Origin of the sequence: Nocardioides sp. ChNu-153, assembly GCF_030466625.1 — a bacterium.
GTDB lineage: Bacteria > Actinomycetota > Actinomycetes > Propionibacteriales > Nocardioidaceae > Nocardioides.
Window position 1 is genome coordinate 130,365 of sequence record NZ_JADEVT010000004.1, and the last position, 20,872, is coordinate 151,236.

At 72.8% G+C, this 20,872-nt stretch carries 17 protein-coding genes; 4 read left to right on the plus strand and 13 right to left on the minus strand.

Features of this window, described 5'->3' with window-relative positions; genetic code table 11:
- Nucleotides 1–38: 38 nt before the first annotated feature.
- From INN71_RS08135 to INN71_RS08170, 8 genes are all read right to left on the minus strand, one after another.
- The gene (locus tag INN71_RS08135; RefSeq protein WP_277500185.1) at nucleotides 39–1,298 is read right to left on the minus strand and encodes an ABC transporter permease; all 1,260 of its coding nucleotides are present in this window, start codon (nucleotides 1,296–1,298) and stop codon (nucleotides 39–41) included.
- Entirely contained in the window at nucleotides 1,295–2,425 is a 1,131-nt protein-coding gene (locus INN71_RS08140) for an ABC transporter permease (protein WP_277500186.1), read from the minus strand. The genes INN71_RS08135 and INN71_RS08140 overlap by 4 nt, the downstream gene beginning before the upstream one ends.
- Nucleotides 2,422–3,993, minus strand: a complete 1,572-nt coding sequence (locus INN71_RS08145) for an ABC transporter ATP-binding protein (RefSeq protein ID WP_277500187.1) — start codon at nucleotides 3,991–3,993, stop codon at nucleotides 2,422–2,424. The genes INN71_RS08140 and INN71_RS08145 overlap by 4 nt, the downstream gene beginning before the upstream one ends.
- A gap of 171 nt (nucleotides 3,994–4,164) precedes the next feature.
- A complete protein-coding gene (locus INN71_RS08150) occupies nucleotides 4,165–5,217 on the minus strand; it encodes a BMP family protein (protein ID WP_277500188.1) in 1,053 nt (350 codons plus the stop codon).
- A 145-nt stretch (nucleotides 5,218–5,362) separates the two neighbouring features.
- Nucleotides 5,363–6,538, minus strand: coding sequence for an amidohydrolase (locus INN71_RS08155; RefSeq protein WP_277500189.1), 1,176 nt, complete (start codon nucleotides 6,536–6,538; stop codon nucleotides 5,363–5,365).
- Between the two features lie 25 nt (nucleotides 6,539–6,563).
- Nucleotides 6,564–7,544: a methylmalonyl Co-A mutase-associated GTPase MeaB gene (gene meaB / locus INN71_RS08160; RefSeq protein WP_277500190.1), complete on the minus strand. Its 981-nt coding sequence runs from the start codon at nucleotides 7,542–7,544 to the stop codon at nucleotides 6,564–6,566.
- Between the two features lie 6 nt (nucleotides 7,545–7,550).
- Nucleotides 7,551–9,719, minus strand: coding sequence for a methylmalonyl-CoA mutase (gene scpA / locus INN71_RS08165; protein ID WP_277500191.1), 2,169 nt, complete (start codon nucleotides 9,717–9,719; stop codon nucleotides 7,551–7,553).
- Nucleotides 9,716–11,503: a methylmalonyl-CoA mutase family protein gene (locus INN71_RS08170; protein WP_277500192.1), complete on the minus strand. Its 1,788-nt coding sequence runs from the start codon at nucleotides 11,501–11,503 to the stop codon at nucleotides 9,716–9,718. Before INN71_RS08170 ends, scpA begins: the two co-directional genes overlap by 4 nt.
- A 137-nt stretch (nucleotides 11,504–11,640) precedes the next feature.
- On the opposite strand from INN71_RS08170, the gene INN71_RS08175 reads away from it, so the two are divergent.
- The 4 genes from INN71_RS08175 (at nucleotide 11,641) to INN71_RS08190 (ending at nucleotide 16,374) form a co-directional block, all read left to right on the plus strand.
- Nucleotides 11,641–12,732: a glycosyltransferase gene (locus INN71_RS08175; protein WP_277500193.1), complete on the plus strand. Its 1,092-nt coding sequence runs from the start codon at nucleotides 11,641–11,643 to the stop codon at nucleotides 12,730–12,732.
- A 150-nt stretch (nucleotides 12,733–12,882) separates the two neighbouring features.
- On the plus strand, nucleotides 12,883–13,596 hold the full coding sequence (locus INN71_RS08180) for a succinate dehydrogenase cytochrome b subunit (protein WP_277500194.1): 714 nt from the start codon (nucleotides 12,883–12,885) through the stop codon (nucleotides 13,594–13,596).
- A 13-nt stretch (nucleotides 13,597–13,609) separates the two neighbouring features.
- On the plus strand, nucleotides 13,610–15,634 hold the full coding sequence (locus INN71_RS08185) for a fumarate reductase/succinate dehydrogenase flavoprotein subunit (RefSeq protein ID WP_277500195.1): 2,025 nt from the start codon (nucleotides 13,610–13,612) through the stop codon (nucleotides 15,632–15,634).
- Complete coding sequence (locus INN71_RS08190; RefSeq protein ID WP_277500196.1) at nucleotides 15,631–16,374, plus strand: succinate dehydrogenase/fumarate reductase iron-sulfur subunit; 744 nt, start codon at nucleotides 15,631–15,633, stop codon at nucleotides 16,372–16,374. The genes INN71_RS08185 and INN71_RS08190 overlap by 4 nt, the downstream gene beginning before the upstream one ends.
- A gap of 167 nt (nucleotides 16,375–16,541) precedes the next feature.
- Here INN71_RS08190 and INN71_RS08195 read toward each other — a convergent pair whose 3' ends face one another.
- Genes INN71_RS08195 through INN71_RS08215 form a run of 5 tightly spaced genes read right to left on the minus strand, consistent with a single transcriptional unit; the run spans nucleotide 16,542 to nucleotide 20,814 of the window.
- A complete protein-coding gene (locus INN71_RS08195) occupies nucleotides 16,542–16,784 on the minus strand; it encodes an SCO4848 family membrane protein (protein WP_277500197.1) in 243 nt (80 codons plus the stop codon).
- A gap of 41 nt (nucleotides 16,785–16,825) precedes the next feature.
- On the minus strand, nucleotides 16,826–17,875 hold the full coding sequence (locus INN71_RS08200; RefSeq protein WP_277500199.1) for a YihY/virulence factor BrkB family protein: 1,050 nt from the start codon (nucleotides 17,873–17,875) through the stop codon (nucleotides 16,826–16,828).
- 1 nt (nucleotide 17,876) lies between these two features.
- Nucleotides 17,877–18,398, minus strand: a complete 522-nt coding sequence (locus INN71_RS08205; protein WP_277500200.1) for a 2'-5' RNA ligase family protein — start codon at nucleotides 18,396–18,398, stop codon at nucleotides 17,877–17,879.
- Nucleotides 18,399–18,408: 10 nt separating this feature from the next.
- The gene (gene trpS / locus INN71_RS08210) at nucleotides 18,409–19,452 is read right to left on the minus strand and encodes a tryptophan--tRNA ligase (protein WP_277500201.1); all 1,044 of its coding nucleotides are present in this window, start codon (nucleotides 19,450–19,452) and stop codon (nucleotides 18,409–18,411) included.
- 42 nt (nucleotides 19,453–19,494) lie between these two features.
- A complete protein-coding gene (locus INN71_RS08215) occupies nucleotides 19,495–20,814 on the minus strand; it encodes an MFS transporter (RefSeq protein ID WP_301800054.1) in 1,320 nt (439 codons plus the stop codon).
- Between the last annotated feature and the right edge of the window lie 58 nt (nucleotides 20,815–20,872).

Consider the following 20,872-nt stretch of genomic DNA (forward strand, 5'->3'; position numbering starts at 1 on the left):
CCCGTCCGCCCCCGCTGCCCCGTGCGGGTCGTCCGGGCTCACCCGGCCGACCCCTTGCGGTAGATCTCGCCCACCGCCGCCGGGGCTCGCAGTCGTTGGGAGGCCACGGCGAGCACGAGCAGGGTGATCACGTACGGCGTCATGCGGGTGAAGTCGCCCGGCACCTCGTCGATGGCGAGGTAGAGCGCGAGGGCCGCGACCCCGCCGAGCACCATCGCGGCGACCCCGACGCGCGACGCGGTGCCGCGGCGCAGCTGCCACAGCGCGAACCCGATGGCCAGGACGGACACGAGCAGCAGCAGCGCGTGCACCGACGTACCGCCCTGGCGCAGGCCGAGGGTCTCCGTGTAGCCGAACAGGCCCGAGCCCGCCAGCAGGCCGCCGGGCCGCCAGTTGCCGAAGATCATGGCGGCGAGGCCGATGTAGCCGCGGCCGCCGGTCTGGCCGTCGCGGTAGTTGCTCGACGCGACGATGGCGAGGAACCCGCCGGCGAGGCCGGCGAGGCCGCCCGAGACGAGGACGGCGATGAACTTGTAGCGCAGCACGGCCACACCGAGCGTCTCGGCCGCCGCCGGGCTCTCGCCGCAGGCGCGCAGCCGCAGGCCGAACGCGGTGCGCCACAGCAGCCACCACGTGGCGAGCACGAGGAGGAAGCCGATCACGACCAGCAGCGAGAGGTTGGTCGTGAGTGCCCGCAGCACCGCCGCGACCTGGGAGACGAAGAAGATGTCCGCGCCCTCGACGTCGCCGAACAGGTCGCTCAGCGGGCCGATGGTGATGGCCGGCACGTCGCCGATGTTGGGCGACTGCGTCTGGCCGCCACCGGGCAGGTCGGTGAAGGTCTGCGCCGCCAGGTACTGCACCGCGCCGAGCGCGATGATGTTGATGGCGACACCCGAGATGATGTGGTCGACGCCGAAGACGACGGTCGCCACCGCGTGCACCAGGCCGCCGAGGACGCCCATGAGCACGGCGCCGAGCACGCCGACCCAGGGCCCGTAGTGGTAGCCGAAGAAGCCCGCGCCGTAGGTGCCGAGGATCATCATGCCCTCGAGACCGATGTTGACCACGCCCGCGCGCTCGGCCCACAGGCCGCCGAGGCCCGCCAGCAGGATCGGCATGATCGCGATGAGGGTCGCCGCGATGGCGCCGGACGACGTGAGGTCGTCCGCGCCCGTGACCACCTGGAGCAGGGAGAGCGCGAGGAGGACGCCCAGCACGCCCACGAGCACCCAGCGCCAGCGCCGCGTGCGGGCGGCGACCGGCGTGCGTGCGGTGACCTTGTCGACGGTGCTCATCGAGCCGCCTCCTTCGTCGTGGGGCGCGGATCCTTCGCGGCGGCCGACTCCCGGGCCAGCTGCGCGGCGACGCGGCGCTGCTCGAGGCGCGCGCCGTACCGCCGGACCAGCTCGTAGGAGACGACCACGGTGAGGACGATGACGCCCTGGGTGATGGCCACGATGTCGGGAGAGACGCCCACGAGGATCTGCAGCGGGTTCGACTGCTCGTCGAGGAACGCGAAGAGCAGGGCGCCCAGGGCGATGCCGACGGGGTGGTTGCGACCCAGCAGGGCGATGGCGATGCCGGCGAAGCCGAGCCCCGACTGGAACGTCGAGCCGTAGTTGTACGGGCTCGTGCCGAAGAGGATCGGCAGGCCGACGAGACCGGCGACGGCGCCCGAGAGCATCATCGTCGTGATGGTCATGCGCCGCACCGAGATGCCGCTGGCCACGGCCGCGGACGCCGAGCGACCGGTGGCCCGCAGCTCGAAGCCGAAGCGCGTCTTGTTGAGGGTGAACCAGTAGGCCACCCCCACGAGCACGGCGAAGACGATGAACCCGTAGATCTCGGTCGGGATGTCGCTCCACATCTGGATGCCCGGGATGCGGGAGCCCTCCGGCACCGGCGCGGTGCCGATGACGTTGCTGCCCTCCTCGCGCACGGCGACCTTCGCGAGCAGGTAGGCCACGAGCGCGGTCGCGATGAAGTTCAGCATGATGGTCGCGATGACCTCGCTGACGCCGCGGGTCGCCTTGAGCACGCCCGCGATGCCGGCCCAGGCCGCGCCCGCGAGCATGGCGCAGACGATGGCCAGCGCGGTGTTGAGGTAGCCGGGCAGCCAGCCCTCGCCGGCGACCGCCGCCGCGGCGAAGACCGCCACCCGGTACTGCCCGTCGACGCCGATGTTGAACAGGTTCATCCGGAAGCCGATGGAGACGGCGAGACCGGACAGGAACAGCACCGTCGCGTTGTTGAGGATGTTGACCTGGTTGCGGGCCTCGGGCCACGAGATGATCTGCGCCCACACCTCCCCCACGGGGTCCCCCGCGGCGAGGAGCACCAGGCTCGTGATGGCGAAGGCCAGCGCCAGGGCGAGGAGCGGGGCCCCGATCGCCAGCGCGACCTTCGTGAGTCGCACGTTCACCCGCGGGTCTCCTCGGTGGTCGTGGTGGGCGCGGCGTCGCCGGCCCCGGTCATCGCGGACCCGAGCTCCTCGGGGGTGACCGCGGAGGGGTCGAAGGTGCCGACCAGCCGTCCGCGCAGGACGACCTCGATGCGGTCGGACAGGCCGATCAGCTCGTCGAGGTCCGCCGAGATGAGCAGCACGGCGAGACCCTCGCGACGGGCGCGCTTGATGTGGTCCCAGATGGCGCCCTGGGCGCCGACGTCGACGCCGCGGGTCGGGTGCGACGCGATGAGCAGCACGGGGTCGGCGCTCATCTCGCGCCCGACGATGAGCTTCTGCTGGTTGCCGCCCGACAGGGCCCGCGCGGGCACCTCCGTGCCGGGGGTGCGCACGTCGTACGCGTCGATGATGCGCTGGGTGTCGGCCCGGGCCGCGCGACGGCGGATGACGCCGCGGCGGGCGCTGGGCTCGCGGGTCTGGTGCCCCAGCACGCGGTTCTCCCACAGCGGGGCGTCGAGCAGGAGGCCGTGGCGGTGGCGGTCCTCGGGCACGTAGCCGATGCCGGCCTCGCGCCGCGCCCGGGTGCTCAGCCCCGCGATGTCGCGACCCGACAGCACGACGGCGCCCTCGGCGCCACCGCGCATGCCCATCACGGCCTCGACCAGCTCGGACTGACCGTTGCCCTCGACGCCTGCGATGCCGAGGATCTCGCCGCGGTGGATGTCGAAGGAGATGTCGTCGAGGACCGCGCGGCCGTCCGGGCCGCGCAGGCCGAGCCCGCGCACGGACAGCATGACCTCGTCGGTGACCGTCGAGGCCTCGGTCTGCGGCGTGGGCAGCTCGGAGCCGACCATGAGCTCCGCCAGCTGCCGGGACGTCACCGAGCGCGGGTCGACGGTCGCGACCGTCGTGCCGCGCCGGATCACGGTGATCTCGTCGGCGACCGACAGCACCTCGTCGAGCTTGTGGGAGATGAAGATGACCGACAGGCCCTCGCGCTTGAGCTCGCGCAGGTTGCCGAACAGCTCGTCGACCTCCTGCGGCACGAGCACCGCCGTGGGCTCGTCGAGGATGATGATGCGGGCGCCGCGGTAGAGGACCTTGAGGATCTCCACGCGCTGGCGCGCCCCGACGCCGAGGTCCTCCACCCGTCGGTCGGGGTCGATCCCCAGCCCGTACGCCGCGGAGATCTCCGCGACCTTCGCCCGGGCCGCCCCGCCGATGCCGTGCAGCGACTCCGCGCCCAGCACGACGTTCTCGAGCACCGTCAGGTTGTCGGCCAGCATGAAGTGCTGGAAGACCATGCCGATGCCGGCCTTGATCGCGTCGGCCGGCGTCGACAGCGCGAGCTCGGTGCCGTTCACCTCGATCGTCCCGGAGTCGGGCGGCTGCACGCCGTACAGGATCTTCATGAGGGTCGACTTGCCGGCGCCGTTCTCCCCCACGACGGCGTGGATGGAGCCGCGGGCGACGTCGATGTTGATGTCGTCGTTGGCGATGACGCCGGGGAACCGCTTGCCGATCCCGCGGAGGCGGACGGCCACCTCACCGGTGGCCGCGGACGCATCCCTGGAGAGCGAGGTCACGAGGCTGGAGCCTTCCGGACGGGCGAGGGGCCCGTGGACGACCAGGTCGTCCACGGGCCCGTTCGCACTGCGATGGAGACGGGTGCCGGTCTCGTTCGCGCACCGGCGCGGACGATGGTGGCACGGGTGACGCGGACGCGCCCGCCCGGGTGGGGCGGGCGCGCCGGTGCGTCACGGGGCGGTCGGGACCTCGATCTCGCCCGCGATGATCTGCTCCTTGAAGCCCTCGAGCTGCTCGATCACCTCCGGGGTGAGGAAGTCGCCGCTCGTGGAGTAGCCCACGCCGTCCGCCTCGAGGTCGTAGGTGACCGTGCCGCTCGGGTCCTCGCCGGCGTCGATGTCCGAGAGGAACTCGTACACCGCGACGTCGACGTTCTTCAGCATCGACGTGAGGATCACGTCGCGGACCGCCTCGTCGGCGGTGTTGTACTGGTCGGAGTCGACGCCGATCGCGCGACCGCCGGCCTCCTGCGCCGCCTCGAAGACGCCGCCGCCCGAGCCGCCCGCGGCGTGGTAGACCACGTCGGCGCCGGCGTCGAACATGCCCTGCGCCGCGGTCTTGCCGCGAGCCGGGTCGGCGAAGCCGGTGAAGTCCGGCGGCTGCGTCAGGTAGGTGACGTCGACCTGCACGTCGGGGTTGACCGCCTGCGCGCCCGCCGTGTAGCCCGCCTCGAACTTCTCGATGAGGGGGGTCTGCACGCCGCCGACGAAGCCGACGTGGTTCGACTCGCTGGTGAGGGCGGCCGCGGCGCCGACCAGGAACGAGCCCTGCTCCTCGGCGAAGACCAGGTTGGTCACGTTGTCGAACTCGTTCGTCGAGTCGTCGATGACGGCGAACTCGACCTCCGGGTAGTCCGGGGCCACGGCGCCGATGGCGGTCGCGTAGGCGAAGCCGACCGCGATGACCACGTCGTAGTCGTTCTCGGCGAAGGTGCGCAGGCGCTCCTCGCGGGCCGCCTCGGCCTCGCCGTCCTCGGCCTCCGACTCGTCGGAGGAGATGCTGAACTCGTCGGCCGCGCGGTCGAGACCGGCAGCCGCGGAGTCGTTGAAGGACTGGTCGCCGCGGCCGCCGACGTCGTAGGCCAGGCCGACCTTGATGTCGCCCTCGCCGCCGCCGCCGCCGTTGCCGCTGCCGCTGTCGCCGTCGTCCGAGCCGCTGCTACCGCAGCCGGCCAGGGCCAGGATGCTCACGGCCAGGGCCGCGGTGAACTTCGTGCGCCTCACGAAGCCTCCTCTTGAAGATCGGGTGCGCGCCACCGGGTCGGGCGCGACGCCGACACCCTAACGGCGCGCGGAGCGCACCCACGACCGATCCGGGGTTCTCCATCGAACTGTTACCTGGGGGCGCCGGCCGTGATCGCGCCGGGGGTCAGGCGGAGGCCGCGGCGAGGGCCTCGACGGCCGTCTCGGCCAGCAGCGCCGCGCCGATCCCGATGGCGCGCTCGTCGACGACCAGGTCACCCTGGTGCAGGTCGTAGGTGCGCCCGCCGGGCGTGCGGGTGCCGAGCCGGGCGAGCGCGCCGGGCACGTGGCGCAGGTACCACCCGAAGTCCTCTCCCCCGAGGCTCTGCACGGTGGGGACGGCCCCGTCGGGGCCCAGCACGGTCAGCGCCGCCCGGCGCAGCACGGCGGTGGCGGCCGGGTCGTTGTCGACGGGCGGGACGCCGCGGGTGTAGTGCACGACCGCCTCCACGCCGTACGGCTCCGCCAGCTGGCCGACGGCGCGGCGCACCACCTCCTCGGCGCTCGCCCACGCCTGCACGTCGAGCATCCGGACCGTGCCGGACATCCGGCCCTCGACGGGGATCACGTTGGGTGCGACGCCGGCCTCGACGTGGCCCCACACGACGCTCGCCCCGGCCCGGGGGTCGATGCGGCGCGAGAGGACGGCGGGCAGCTCCGTGAGCAGCTTGCCCAGCGCGAAGGTCAGGTCCTCGGTGAGGTGCGGGCGGGAGCTGTGGCCCCCGCGCCCGCTGAGGTGCACGACGAGCGAGTCGGCCGCCCCGGTGACGGGCCCCTCGCGCAGCCCCACCTGGCCGACGTCGACGGAGGGGTCGCAGTGCAGCGCGAAGACCGAGACCACGTCCTCCAGCCCGCCCGCCGCCACCACCTCCAGCGCACCGCCGGGCATGACCTCCTCGGCCGGCTGGAAGAACAGCCGGACCCGGCCGCGCAGCTCGCCGCGTTCGTGCAGCCCCTGCAGCGTCAGGGCCGCCCCGAGCAGGGCCGAGGTGTGCACGTCGTGGCCGCAGGCGTGGGCGACGCCGGTGACGGTGCTGGCCCACGGCAGGCCCGAGCGGTCCTCCAGCGGCAGGGCGTCCAGGTCGCCGCGCAGCGCGACCACGGGGCCCTCGCTGCCGACCTCGGCGATGACGCCCGTGCGGGACAGGCGCTCGTGGCGGATGCCGGCCGCGGCCAGGCGGTCGGCCACCAGGGAGGTCGTGCGCTGCTCGTTCCACGAGAGCTCGGGGTGGGCGTGGATGTCCCGGCGCAGTGCCACCAGCTCGTCGGCGAGGGCCGTCAGGATCTGGGAGGTCGCGTGCACGAGGGCTGACCCTAGCGTCGCGCCCTCAGGCGTCGTACGCCGCCAGGATCCGGTCGGCCGCGACGGTGGCCGGCAGGTCGCCCGCGAGGACGGCCGCGCGGACGTCGTCGCGCACGGCCCGGACCTCCGGCGAGTGGCGCAGCCGCTGCTCGAGCTCGTCGCGCACGAGGGCCCACGTGAACTCCAGCTGCTGCTCCGCGCGCTTGCGCCCCAGCCCGTCGGGGCCCAGGTGGTCGCGGTGCCCGAGCACCCGCTGCCACAGGTCGTCCACGCCCACGTCGGTCAGGCCGGAGCACGTCACGACGGGGGGCGCCCACTCGTCGTGCCCCCGCACGAGGCGCAGCGCGCCGGCGAGCTCGCGGGCCGCGACACGGGCCTCCTGCTCGCGGTCGCCGTCCGCCTTGTTGACCGCGATGACGTCGGCGATCTCGAGGATGCCCTTCTTGATGCCCTGCAGCTGGTCGCCGGTGCGCGCGAGGGTGAGGAACAGGAAGGTGTCGACCATCCCCGCCACGGTGATCTCGGACTGCCCGACGCCGACCGTCTCGACGAGCACCACGTCGTACCCGGCCGCCTCCAGCACGGCCATGGCCTGCACGGTCGCCCGCGCGACGCCACCGAGCGTCCCGGCAGACGGGGACGGGCGGATGAAGGCACCCGGGTCGGCCGCGAGGCGCCCCATGCGCGTCTTGTCCCCCAGCACGGAGCCGCCCGTGCGCACGCTGGAGGGGTCCACCGCCAGCACGCCCACGCGGTGGCCCGCGGCGGTCAGCCGCGAGCCCAGCGCCTCGATGAAGGTGGACTTGCCCACCCCGGGCACGCCCGAGATGCCGACCCGTACGACGCCCGCACCCGCCGCGCCCGCCTCGCCGGCGAGCGCGGTCAGCAGCTCGCGCGCCTGCTCCCGGTGCTGCGGCCGGGACGACTCGACCAGGGTGATCGCCCGGGACACCGCGGCGCGGCGCCCCGAGCGGATGCCCTCGAGCAGCTCCTCGACGGAGGGCACGCCGCCTCAGCCGTGACCGAGCTGCTCGCGCAGCCGGGCCAGCAGGTCGAGCGCCGACTCGGCGATGACCGTGCCCGGCAGGAACACCGAGGCCGCGCCCATCTCCTTCAGCGTCGGCACGTCGTCGGGCGGGATGACGCCCCCGATGACGACCATGATGTCGTCGCGGCCCTGCTCGGCGAGCGCTGCGCGCAGCGCCGGCAGGAGCACGAGGTGGCCGGCCGCGAGCGAGCTGACGCCGACGATGTGCACGTCGGCGTCCACCGCCTGCTGGGCGACCTCCTCGGGGGTGGAGAACAGCGGCCCCACGTCGACGTCGAAGCCCATGTCGGCGAACGCGGAGACGATCACCTTCTGGCCGCGGTCGTGCCCGTCCTGGCCCATCTTGGCGACGAGGATGCGGGGGCGGCGGCCCTCCGCCTCCTCGAACTCGGCGGTCTCGTCGAGCACGCGCCGCACGGGCCCGCCGCCGTCCTCGCCCAGCGTCGACTCGTCGCGGTACACGCCCGAGATCGTACGGATGACGGCCTGGTGGCGCCCGTAGACCTTCTCGAGCGCGTCCGAGATCTCCCCGACCGTCGCCTTGGCCCGGGCCGCGTCCACGGCGAGCGCGAGCAGGTTCCCCTCGAGCGCCGGGCCCGGTTCCGAGCCGGCGGCGTTGGTGAGCGCCTCCAGCGAGCGCCGCACCGCGTCGTCGTCGCGCTCGGCGCGCAGGCGCTCGAGCTTGGCGACCTGGCGGCGGTAGACGTCGTCGTTGTCGACCTTGAGGACGTCGAGCCTGTCCTCCGCGGCGAGGCGGTGCGTGTTGACGCCGATGACCTTCTGGGCGCCGGCGTCGATGCGTGCCTGGGTGCGGGCCGCCGCCTCCTCGATGCGCATCTTCGGGATGCCCTGCTCGATGGCCTGGGCCATGCCGCCGGCGGCCTCGGCCTCGGAGATGTGGGCCCAGGCCCGCTCCGCGAGGTCGTGGGTGAGGCGCTCCAGGTAGTAGGAGCCGGCCCACGGGTCGATCGTGCCCGTCGTGCCCGACTCCTGCTGCAGCAGCAGCTGGGTGTTGCGCGCGATGCGCGCGGAGAAGTCGGTGGGCAGGGCGATGGCCTCGTCGAGCGCGTTCGTGTGCAGGCTCTGCGTGTGCCCCTGGGTCGAGGCCATGGCCTCGATGCAGGTGCGGCCCACGTTGTTGAACACGTCCTGCGCGGTCAGCGACCAGCCGGAGGTCTGCGAGTGCGTGCGCAGCGACAGCGACTTGGGGTTCTTCGGGTCGAACTGCCGCACGAGCCGGGCCCACAGGGCGCGGGCCGCGCGCAGCTTCGCGACCTCCATCGAGAAGTTCATGCCGATGGCCCAGAAGAAGGAGAGCCGCGGCGCGAACACGTCGATGTCGAGCCCCGCCTCGAGGCCCGCACGGATGTACTCCACCCCGTCTGCCAGCGTGTAGGCGAGCTCGAGGTCGGCGGTCGCCCCGGCCTCCTGCATGTGGTAGCCCGAGATGGAGATCGAGTTGAACCGCGGCATCCGCGCCGACGTGAAGCTGAAGATGTCGGAGATGATCCGCATCGACGGCGACGGCGGGTAGATGTAGGTGTTGCGGACCATGAACTCCTTGAGGATGTCGTTCTGGATGGTCCCGGCCAGCTTCTCCGGCGCCACCCCCTGCTCCTCGGCCGCGACGATGTAGAGGGCCAGCACCGGCAGCACGGCGCCGTTCATGGTCATCGACACGCTCATCTCGTCGAGCGGGATGCCGTCGAAGAGGGTGCGGGTGTCGTAGATGGAGTCGATCGCCACGCCGGCCATGCCGACGTCGCCGCGCACCCGCGGGTGGTCGGAGTCGTAGCCGCGGTGGGTGGCGAGGTCGAACGCGACCGAGAGCCCCTTCTGGCCGGCCGCGAGGTTGCGGCGGTAGAAGGCGTTCGACTCCTCGGCGGTCGAGAACCCGGCGTACTGCCGGATGGTCCACGGCTGCGTGGTGTACATCGTCGGGTAGGGCCCGCGCAGGAACGGGCTGAGGCCCGGCCACGTGTCGAGCGCGTCGAGGCCCGCGACGTCCTCGGGGCCGTAGGCCGGCTTCACCTCGATGCCCTCCGGCGAGGTCCACGCCTCGCCGTCGGTGGGCGGCGCGACGGCCCGCCCGCCGCGCAGGTCGAGGCCCTCGAAGCTCTTCGGAACGCTCATGCCAGGTGCTCCCTCGTCCGCGTGAGGAACGCGAGGGCGTCCACGCCCACCGCGCAGGAGTCGTCGGTGTGGTCGGTCGGCTTCCCCGCGATGACGACGTGGGTGGCGCCGGCCTCCCGCAGCGCCGCGGTGGCCTGCTCCCCCCACTCCGCGTACGTCGCGTCCGACCCGGCCAGGCACACCACGGCCGGGCTGCCCGCAGCCGTGTACGCCGCGACGAGCGCGTCCGGCCCGTCGGTCGGTCCCGCCACCTCGACGGGGATGCCGCCGGCGGCGAGCAGGTTGCTCGCGAAGGTGGCCCGGGCGGTGTGGGCCGCGACCGTGCCCAGCGTGGCGAGGAAGACCGGGCGCGGCGCCGGGGCGTCCCGCAGCGCCTCGAAGCTCGCGCCGTACGGGCGCACGCCCTCCCACGCGCCGTCGGGCTCGCGCTCCGGGAGCACCTCGGCGGGGTTCGGGAACTCCGTGAGCCCGGTCAGCGGGCGCTTGCGCGTCGCGACCTGCCGCTCGCGCTCGGCGACCGTCGCCGCGACCAGCTCGCCGACGACGGCGTCCAGCCCGTCGACCCCGCCGTCCTGCAGCGCGGCGTCGAGGCGGGGCAGCAGCGTCCACGCCGCACGAGCCAGGTCGTCGGTGAGGCGCTCGACCGCGTAGGCGCCGCCCGCGAGGTCGGCCACCTTGCCCAGGTGCGACTCGTCGATGAGCAGGTGGGAGGTGTTGCGCGCGATCCGCCGGCCGAAGGCCTCCGGGCGGCCGAGCGGGGAGTCGAAGGGCAGCACCGTGACCGACTCGGCCCCGCCGACGCCGGCCGCGAAGGCCGCGACCGTCGTGCGCAGCATGTTGACGTAGGGGTCGTAGCGGCTCATCATCGGCCGGCTGGTCACCGCGTGCTGGCGCTGCTGCACCGCGGCGGCCTCGCCCTCGACGTCCTCGCTCAGCTCGACGAGGCGGGCCCACAGGCGGCGCGCGGCGCGCAGCTTGGCGATGCCGGGGAACTGCTCGTCGGTGACGGCGTAGCGGAACTCGACGAGGCCGGCGGCCTCGGCCAGCGGCACGCCGGCGCCGGTGAGCACCCGCAGGACGCGGGCGCCGGCGGCCAGCGACCAGGCCAGCTCCTGCGCGTCGGAGGCACCGCGGTCGTGCACGGCGGTGGCGTCGACGACGACCCCCAGCACGCCGGCCTCCCGGGCGAGGCCGACGACCTCCAGGAGCACGTCCTCGGGGGCCAGGGCGCCCACGCCGAGGTTGGTGCCGGCAGCCGGCTCCGTGGCCTCGAGGTGCGCGAGGAACGCACGGGCCGCGCCCACCGGGTCGCCCGGGGCGTCGAGCACGACGGGCGCCAGGTCGAGGTAGACGCCGGCCAGCAGGACCGCGAGGTCCGTGCCGGGCTCGAGCGTGAGCCACAGCGACGTCACGCCGCCCTCGAGGTCGGCGAGCAGCGTCTCGTTGCCGGCCCGGGCGTCGAGGCCCACCGCTCCGAGGTGGGCCCGGACGTCCCACGGGCCGGTACGGGTGGGTCGGCCCTGCGTCGCCAGGTCGGCCACCGACTCCGGGGTGCCCAGCGGGGTGACCTCGATGCCGTCCAGGGTGCGGCGCGTCAGCCGCTGCCAGACCAGCTCGTCGGGGTCGTCCTCGCCAAGGCGGCGGGCCTTGCGCAGCACGCGGGCGGCCTCGGCCTCCCAGTCCGCGCGCGTCCACCGGTCGGTCGCGGCGTCGGCGAGCGCGAGGGCGCCCTGCTCCGGTTGCAGCTCGGTCGGCTCGTCGAGCCCACCCTCCACTTCGGTCATGCTGCGAACCATAGAAGGTGTGACGGACGTCGCGACACCGGGTCCCACGAATCAGGCACCGCGGCCCGCGGGCCCGTTCACCCGGCGGCCACGCCGCGGCCACTCCCCCGTCGCGGCGTCCTCCCACCCTCGGACCCATGCGGATCGCGCTCGTGACCGAGTCCTTCTACCCGGCCACCGACGGCACGACCACCACGGTGCGCAACCTCCTCGACCGGCTCGTCGACCGGGGTCACACGGTGCGCCTCGTCGCGCCGGCGCCGGGGCTGACGTCGTACCGCGGGGTCGAGATCGTGCGGGTGCGCGCCCTGGACAAGCCGGGCCGCCAGGTGCGGGCCGCCCTGGAGGGCTTCGCGCCCGACCTCGTGCACGTCACCTCGAGCCTCGAGCTCGGGCCGACCATCGGCCGGAAGGCCCTCAAGCACGCCCGGCGGCTCGACGTGCCGACCGTCGTGGTGCAGCAGACGCCGGTGAGCGACCTGGCCGCGCCCCTGTGGCAGGCCAAGGTCGCCGAGCGTGCCGACCGCGTGCTCGTCACCGCCCGCTGGATGGTCGACCGGCTCGCCGCCCTCGACGTCGACGCCCGGCTGTGGTCCCCCGGCGTCGACACCGCCGCCTTCACTCCCGCCCTGCGCGACGCGTGGCTGCACGACAAGTGGGCGAAGGCGCGGGCCAAGGGCGGCCCGCGGGTCGTCGTCGGCTACGTGGGGGCGCTCGAGAAGGACCACGGGGTACGGCGGCTGCCCGAGGTCGCCGCCGTCCCCGGCACCCGCCTCGTCGTCGTGGGCCAGGGCTCCCAGCGGGAGTGGCTCGCCCACCGCCTGGCCGGGGTCGCCGGGCCCGGCGCGAAGCTCGCCGGTCCGCTGACGGCCGGCGACCTCACCACCGCCGTCGCGTCGCTCGACGTGCTCGTGCACCCGGGCGAGCACCTCACGTGCGCCCACACCCTGCGTGAGGCGGCCGCGTCCGGCGTACCGGTCGTCGCCGCGCGGACCGGCGGGGCCCGCGACGTCGTCGCCCACCTGGAGTCGGGCCTGCTGTTCGACCCCGCCACGCCGCGCGGCCTGCGCGACGCCGTCGAGGCCGTCGCCGCCGACCGGCACCGGGGACTCATGGGCGCCCACGGCCGCGAGCTGGCCCTGCAGCGGTCGTGGCACGACGCCGTCGACGAGCTCGTGGAGCACCACTACGACGCGGTGCTGGCCGCCCCGCACCTCGCGCCGGCCTGACCGGACGCCACCGTCCACCGCCCCGGCGAGACCCGCGGGAGGGCCCGTCCGGTACCCCGTCGTTAACGTGGCGGTAACAGGGGATATGTCACACGAGGTGAGGTCGACCTTCGTTACTGCCCTCCTGGTAGGGGGAGTAGCGTGCCGGTCGTGGCAACCCCGACCCTTGTCTCTCCTCCCCGGTCGACACGCTCGACCATCGCGCTGAAGCTGGTGATGGCGACCAGCGGGCTCCTCTTCGTCGCGTACGTGCTCGCGCACATGTACGGGAACCTGAAGGCGTTCTCCGGCCAGGACAAGTTCAACGACTACGCGCACCACCTGCGCGAGCTCGGCGAGCCGATCCTCCCGTACGAGGGCTTCCTCTGGATCGCCCGGACCGTGCTGCTCGTGGCCCTCGTGGCGCACGTGGTGGCCGCCGTGCTGCTGACGAACCGCAACCGCCGGGCCCGCACCACCCGTTACCAGGTCAAGAAGAACGTGGCGTCCTCGCTGTCCTCGCGCACCATGCGCTGGGGCGGGGCCGCGCTGCTGCTCTTCATCATCTGGCACCTCGTGAACTTCAGCTTCGGGAAGGTGAACGTGGCGACCGGCGAGACCGGCAGCGCCGCGGGCGACCCCTACACGCTGATGGTCGGGTCGTTCGAGGTCTGGTGGCTGACGGTGATCTACCTGGTCGCGATGGTGGCGCTCGCGCTCCACCTCCACCACGGCACCTGGAGCGCGATGCAGACGCTCGGCTTCACCAACACGGCCGCGTCGCGCCGCCGCGCGAAGCAGGCCGGCTGGCTGCTGGCCGTCGTCGTCGCCGGCGGCTTCTCGCTCGTCCCGCTCGCCGTGCTCGTCGGCATCATCGAGAAGTAAGGGAGTCCCGACCATGGCTGGATCCACCCTCCACGAGGGCCTCGCCCCGCTCAACGTCGCGTCCGAGCAGAAGTCGGACGACGCCCACGGCTACTACGTGCTCGGCGACAAGCTGGTCGACGCGAAGGCCCCGACGGGTCCCATCAAGGACCGCTGGACCACCCGCAAGTTCGAGAACCGCCTGGTCAACCCGGCCAACCGCCGCAAGCTCGACATCATCATGGTCGGCACGGGCCTGGCCGGCGGTGCCGCCGCCGCGACGCTCGGCGAGGCCGGCTACAACGTGAAGTCCTTCTGCTACCAGGACTCCCCGCGCCGCGCCCACTCGATCGCGGCCCAGGGCGGCATCAACGCGGCGAAGAACTACAAGGAGGACGGCGACTCCACGTTCCGCCTCTTCTACGACACGGTGAAGGGCGGCGACTACCGCAGCCGCGAGTCGAACGTCTACCGCCTGGCCGAGGTCAGCGCGAACATCATCGACCAGTGCGTCGCGCAGGGCGTGCCCTTCGCCCGCGAGTACGGCGGCCTGCTCGACAACCGCTCGTTCGGCGGCGTGCAGGTGTCCCGCACGTTCTACGCCCGCGGCCAGACGGGCCAGCAGCTGCTCATCGGCGCCTACCAGGCCATGGAGCGCCAGGTCGCGGCGGGCACGGTGAAGCAGTACACGCGCCACGAGATGCTCGAGCTGATCGTCGTCGACGGCCGCGCCCGCGGCATCATCGCGCGCGACATGGTGACCGGCGAGATCGAGACGCACCTCGCCGACGTCGTGGTGCTCGCGACCGGCGGCTACGGCAACGTCTTCTACCTGTCGACGAACGCGATGGGGTCGAACGTCACCGCCACGTGGCGTGCGCACCGCAAGGGCGCCTACATGGCCAACCCCTGCTACACGCAGATCCACCCCACGTGCATCCCGGTCTCGGGCGACTTCCAGTCGAAGCTGACCCTGATGAGCGAGTCGCTGCGCAACGACGGCCGCATCTGGGTGCCGAAGAACCGCGAGGACTGCGACAAGGACCCGCGGGACATCCCGGAGGAGGACCGCGACTACTACCTGGAGCGGATCTACCCGAGCTTCGGCAACCTGGTCCCCCGCGACATCGCCTCGCGTCAGGCCAAGAACGTCTGCGACGAGGGTCGCGGTGTCGGCCCGGTCGTGGGCGACTTCCGCCGCGGCGTCTACCTCGACTTCGCCGACGCCATCGCCCGCATGGGGCGCCAGGCGGTCGAGACGAAGTACGGCAACCTGTTCGACATGTACGCCCGCATCACCGGCGAGGACCCGTACGAGGTGCCGATGCGCATCTACCCGGCGGTCCACTACGTCATGGGCGGCCTGTGGGTCGACTACGACCTGCAGTCGAACATCACCGGGCTCTACGTGACCGGCGAGGCCAACTTCTCCGACCACGGCGCGAACCGCCTCGGTGCCTCCGCCCTCATGCAGGGCCTGGCCGACGGCTACTTCGTGCTGCCGAACACCATCCGCGACTACCTCGCGGACGGCCCGTTCCCGAAGGTCGCCGAGGACCACCCCGAGGTCGTCGCGGCGCGGGAGTCGGTCGAGGCCCGCATCAACACGTTCATGTCGATGAACGGCACCCGCTCCGCCGACAGCTACCACAAGGAGCTCGGCAACATCATGTGGGAGTACTGCGGCATGGAGCGCACGGAGGAGGGCCTGCGCAAGGCGATCGACATGATCCGCGAGCTCAAGGCCGACTTCTGGAGCAACCTCAGGGTGCTCGGCACGGCGGACGGCATCAACCAGAGCCTCGAGAAGGCCGGCCGCGTCGCCGACTTCATCGAGCTCGGTGAGCTCATGTGCGTCGACGCCCTCAACCGCCGCGAGTCCTGCGGCGGCCACTTCCGCGGGGAGTCCCAGACCGAGGACGGCGAGGCGCTGCGTCACGACGACGAGTTCGCCTACGTCGCCGCCTGGGAGTGGGGTGGCGAGGACGGCCAGCCCGTGCTCCACAAGGAAGACCTGATCTACACCGCCATCGAGATGAAGCAGCGGAGCTACAAGTGAAGTTGACCCTGAAGATCTGGCGCCAGCCCAACCCGGCGACCGCTGGAGCGATGCACACCTACGAGCTCGATGGCGTCTCCGAGGACATGAGCTTCCTGGAGATGCTCGACGTCCTCAACGAGAAGCTGAACACGTCCGGCGAGGAGCCGATCGCGTTCGACTCCGACTGTCGCGAGGGCATCTGCGGCATGTGCGGCCTGATGATCAACGGTCAGGCGCACGGCCCGGAGGTCACCACGACCTGCCAGCTGCACATGCGGTCCTTCAAGGACGGCGACGAGATCACCATCGAGCCCTGGCGCGCGGACTCGTTCCCCGTGCTCAAGGACCTGTGCGTGGACCGCTCGGCGCTCGACCGGATGGTGCAGGCCGGCGGCTACATCTCCGCCAACACGGGCTCCGCGCCCGACGCGCACGCCGCCCCGGTGGAGAAGAAGAAGGCCGACCGCGCCTTCGACGTCGCCACCTGCATCAGCTGCGGCGCCTGCGTCGCGGCCTGCCCCAACGGCTCGGCGTCGCTGTTCCTCGGCGCCAAGATCACCCACCTCGGTGAGCTGCCGCAGGGCCAGCCGGAGCGCTACTCCCGCGTGGTCGGCATGGTCGGCCAGCACGACCACGACGGCTTCGGCGGGTGCACCAACATCGGCGAGTGTGCCGCGGCGTGCCCCAAGGAGATCCCGCTGGACGTCATCAGCCAGCTCAACAAGGACCTCCGCACCGCGATGGTCAAGGGCCGCTGAGCCTGCTCCCCCGTCGTACGACGTGACGTTCGGCCCGCCCGGGACTCCCCGGGCGGGCCGTTCGGCGTCCCGGGGGGGTACGGCGCCTCGTGGGGTACGGCGTGCCTCGTGCGGCGCGCGCACAGCCGCCGTGTGGCGACGCTCAGGTCACGGAACGGTCACGAAGGTCACGAGGAGGTCACGGCGTCGCGGCGGGTGGCGCGCAGCGCCTGCAGTCCGAGGCGTCCGAGGACGACCGCGATGAGCACGTTCACCACGACGAGCACGGAGTGGGCCACCCAGTAGCCGGTCGCGCGCTCCTCCCCCGCGGACCACGCCGAGGCCAGGTTGCGGGCGAAGTTGCCGAACGTGACGACGTTCCACACCGCCACCGCCAGCAGCAGCACCGCGTGCTTGCGCTCGAACCTCACCCGGACCCCTCACCTCGTCGGAGGGGCCATCCTCCCACGCGTCAGCGGGCGCGCCGCAGCAGGGTGAGGAAGCCCAGCACGGTGCCGGCGCCGAGGGCGAAGGAGCGCGCCGCGACCTGGTTGGTGGTCAGCTCGACCTCGTCGTCCTTGTCGAGGTCCACCCGCAGGGCGGCCAGGCGCGCCTCCTCGAGCGCGGCCAGGTGCTCGCGCCGCAGCCGGGCCGAGGTGGACGTGTGGGCCCAGGAGGCGGCGTACATGACCACGCGGGAGAAGTAGTTGATCCAGACCACGAGGATCAGCGCGATGCCGAAGGCCTGGAAGGCGGGCTGGCCCTTGGTCGAGCTGAGGAGCACGCCGGCGACCTGCTTGAGCACCTCGAAGCCCACGGCGCCCAGCAGGGCGCCCTTCCACAGGTCGAAGCGCGGGATGTCGGGCTTGGCGAGCAGCGTGAAGATCGCCGAGAACAGCAGCGAGCTGGCGCCGATGCCGATCACGACCGTGATGACGCGCAGCAGCCACGAGAGCTCGTCGCCGAGCCCGACGAGGTCGAGCACCTGCGAGGAGAAGGCGTTGACGCCGCTGGAGATCGCGACGCTGGTGAGCAGGATGATGCCGATCGCCGGGAGGGTGAGCAGGTCCCGCAGCTTGCCCTTGAGGAAGTTGGGCTGCTCCTTGGCGGGCTCCTCGAAGACCACGACGAGCGACTCGCGCAGCCCCGACAGCCAGCCCAGCCCCGAGTAGAGGACACCGAGGAGGCCGATGACCCCGGCGGTGCCCGCCACCTCCTCGAAGTCGGCGATGGAGATCTGGCCCTCGTCCGAGCCGATCATGCCGGGGAAGATGCTCGAGATGGCGTCGACCAGGTCCTGCTGCGCGTCGGGGTAGATCCGCGCCAGGTAGCCGACGAGGAAGAACGCGAGCGCCAGCAGGGGGAAGAAGGACAGGAACCCGAAGAACGTGACCGCGCCGGCCTGGGTGTTGCCCTTCACCGCCCCGTAGTGCTGCTGCATCCGCACCACGTGGTCGAGCCACGGGTGGGCCGTGCGCTGCTCGGCGAACCAGACGACGACCCGCTCCTTCGGGCCGGCCACCTCAGCCCTCCCGCCGCTGCAGGGCGAAGTCGTCGGTGCGGCGCCAGCCGGTGCCCTCGTCGTGGACGTAGAGGTGGAACCGCGCCACCTCGAAGACGCACTCGAAGGCCGCCAGCTCCTGGAACGCCCGGTCGAGGCGGTCGTCGTCGAGGTGGTGGGCCACCGTGACGTGCGGGTGGTAGGGGAAGCTGAGGTCCACCTCGAGCGGGCCCCGCCGCAGCGAGGCGGCCAGCTGCTCGGTCTCCGCGATGCCCTCCGCGACCGTCACGAACACGACCGGCGAGACCGGCCGGAAGGTGCCCGTGCCCCGCAGGTGCACCCGGAACCCGTGGTGCTGCGTCGCCACGGCGGCGAGGTGGGCCGACACCGCGGCCAGCTCGTCCTCGGCGACCTCGGTCGGCGGGATGAGGGTGACGTGGGTCGGGATGAGGTCCGCGGTGGCGTCCCCCAGGGAGCGGCGGTAGTCCTGGAGCTGGGCTCCCCAGGGCTCCGGGATCGCGAGGGCTACTCCGATCGTGGGCACGGCGTCGACCCTAGCCGAGGGGGCGCACGAAGCCGACGCGCTCGTAGACGTCCGCGAGCGTGCGGTCCGCGACCTCGCGGGCGCGTCGCGCACCGGCGGCGAGCACCTCGTCGAGCCCGGCGCGGTCGTCGAGCAGCTCGAGGGTGCGCTCGCGCAGCGGCGTCACCACGTCGACGACGACGTCGGCCAGGTCGCCCTTGAGGTCGCCGTACCCCCGCCCCGTGTAGTCGGCGGCGATCTCGGCCACGCCGCGCCCCGTCAGGGCGGAGAAGATCGACAGCAGGTTCGACACGCCCGGCTTGGCCTCGGGGTCGAACGCCACGACGGCCTCGGAGTCGGTCACCGCGGAGCGGATCTTCTTCGCACTGACCCGCGGCTCGTCCAGCAGGTCGATGATGCCGGCGGGCGAGGAGGCCGACTTGCTCATCTTGGCGGTCGGGTTCTGCAGGTCGTAGATCTTGGCGGTCTCGCGCAGGATGTAGGGCTCCGGCAGGCGGAACGTCTTCTTGTAGCGCGTGTTGAACCGGTGCGCGAGGTCGCGGGTCAGCTCGAGGTGCTGGCGCTGGTCCTCCCCCACCGGCACGTACGCCGGGCGGTACAGCAGGATGTCAGCGGCCTGGAGGATCGGGTAGGTGAACAGGCCGACGCTGGCCGCGCCCTCGCCACCCTTCGCCGACTTGTCCTTAAACTGCGTCATGCGGCGCGCCTCGCCGAAGGCCGTGATGCTGTTGAGCACCCACGCCAGCTGGGCGTGGGCGGGCACGTGCGACTGCACGAAGAGCGACGAGCGCGCCGGGTCCACGCCCATGGCGAGCAGCTGCGCGGCGGAGCGGTAGGTGCGCTCGCGCAGCAGCCGCGGGTCGTGCTCGACCGTGATCGCGTGCAGGTCCACGACCATGTAGAACGGCTCGTGGTCGTCCTGCAGGCTCACCCACTGCCGCAGCGCACCGAGGTAGTTCCCGAAGTGGAACGAGTCGGCCGTCGGCTGGATCCCCGAGAGGACCCGCGGCAGCGACCCGCCCGAGGAGGATGCTTCCTGGGTCTGCGCAGACATGCGCACGATTCAACCACCCGGGCGCGGGCGGCCCGCACCGGGTCAGGTGGCGGTCGTCGCCCGGCGCCGGGCCAGCAGGGACCAGCAGAAGATGAGCAGCCCGCCCGCCGCGAGACCGGCGCCGACGAGGCTCGGCGCGCGGTAGCCGTGGCCCGCGTCGATCACGAGGCCGCCGAGGAAGGCCCCCAGGCCGTTGGCGATGTTGAGCGCCGAGTGGTTGAGGGCCGCGCCGAGCATCTGCGCGTCGCCGGCCGACTGCATGAGGCGCACCTGCAGGTTGATCGCCAGCACGGAGCCGAGCAGGCCGACGACGAAGACGATCGCCACCATCGCGACCACGCTGCCCGCGAGCGGCACCACGAGGGCCAGCACGACGACGGAGGCGACGAAGGCCCCGACGACCGACCGTTCCACGTCCCAGTCCGCCAGGACGCCGGCCAACCAGGAGCCCAGCACCGAGCCCACGCCGAACGCCAGCAGGAACGCCGGGACGGCGCTGTCCGCCAGCCCGGTCTCGTCGGTGACGAGCGGCGCGACGTAGCTGTACATCGCGAAGATGCCGCCGAAGCCCACCATGCCGGTGGCGACGGCGTACAGGACCGCGGGACGGCGCAGCGCGGACAGCTCCCGGCGCACCGTGGCGGTGCGGTCACCCGGGGTGTGGGGCACGGCGAGGAGGACGAGGACGGCGGTGACGATCGTCAGGGCGAGCACGAACCAGTAGGCGCTGCGCCACCCGACCTCCTGGCCGAGCCAGGTGCTGGCGGGCACCCCCGCCACCGTGCCGACCGACAGGCCGACCATCACGCCGCTGATCGCGCGGCCCTGCTGGTCGGGCCGCACCAGCGAGGCGGCGATGAGGGAGGCGACGCCGAAGTACGCGCCGTGGGGCAGGCCGGCGACGAACCGGGCGAGCAGCACCGGCAGGTAGCCGCTGGCCAGCGCGGTCAACGCGCTGCCCAGGCCCAGCGCCAGCACGAGGCCGACGGCCAGCTCGCGCCGCGGCAGGCGGGCGCCGAGGGCGACGATCAGGGGGGCGCCCACGACGACGCCCAGGGCGTACGACGTGATGATGTGCCCCGTCGTCGGGATCGACTCGTCGATGCCGCGCGCGATGTCGGGCAGCAGGCCCATCGTCACGAACTCGGTGGTGCCGATCGCGAAGCCGCCCATGGCCAGCGCCACGATGGCGAGCGCGAGACGCCCACCGGACAGCGCGACGTCCGTCGCGGGGGCGGCCGCGGCGGGGCCGGCGGGCCCGGCGGGCCCGGCGGGGCCGGCGTCGACGACGGTGCCGTCGGCCGCGCCCTCGGGGTCGCGGGCGCGGTCGGACGGCGGCGGGGGGGAGGTCGAGGTCGTCATCGGCACTCATGCTGCAACTCGACGGGCGGTCGCGGCGATTCCTCGCCGCCCCGGTGAC